The organism is Caballeronia sp. LZ043, assembly GCF_031451075.1.
Taxonomy (GTDB): domain Bacteria; phylum Pseudomonadota; class Gammaproteobacteria; order Burkholderiales; family Burkholderiaceae; genus Caballeronia.
This window is the reverse complement of record NZ_JARUXT010000076.1, coordinates 1-421: the sequence shown is the minus strand read 5'-3', so window position 1 is coordinate 421 and position 421 is coordinate 1. Positions and strand designations below refer to the sequence as shown.

The 421-nt window shown below is 65.3% G+C and carries 1 pseudogene; it reads right to left on the bottom strand.

Going from position 1 to position 421, the window contains the following annotated elements:
- Nucleotides 1-421: pseudogene (locus QCE64_RS38100) on the bottom strand (ABC transporter permease); the annotation flags it as partial.

Sequence of the window (421 nt, the reverse complement as noted above, 5' to 3'; positions counted from 1 at the left end):
GGCCTGCATCCACAGCGGCGAATCCATCACCTGCTGGTACCACTGCAACGACACGCCATGCGGCGGCCAGGCAAGGCCCGAGGCGGAATCGAACGACAGTGGGATCATCAGGAACGCAGGCGCGCTCAGGAACACCAGGATCAGTGTGACGACGGTGCGCAGCGTCATGCCGTTGCCGTCGCCTGCGCGCTTCTTGCGCTTCGGGAGGACGGCGATCAGCGTGTCGGTTGCGTTCGCCAGCAGCGTGAGCAGCGCGTCGCCGAACTTGCGGCCCATGCCACCGTGCTGCTTCGGGTTGTTCGCCGTGCTGCCACCAGTCATCGTCGAGAGACCCACCATCCGGTCATACACCACGAACACCACCAGCACCACCGCCAGCAGCAGCACCGAGATCGCACCCGCGAAACCCCAGTTCAACGCC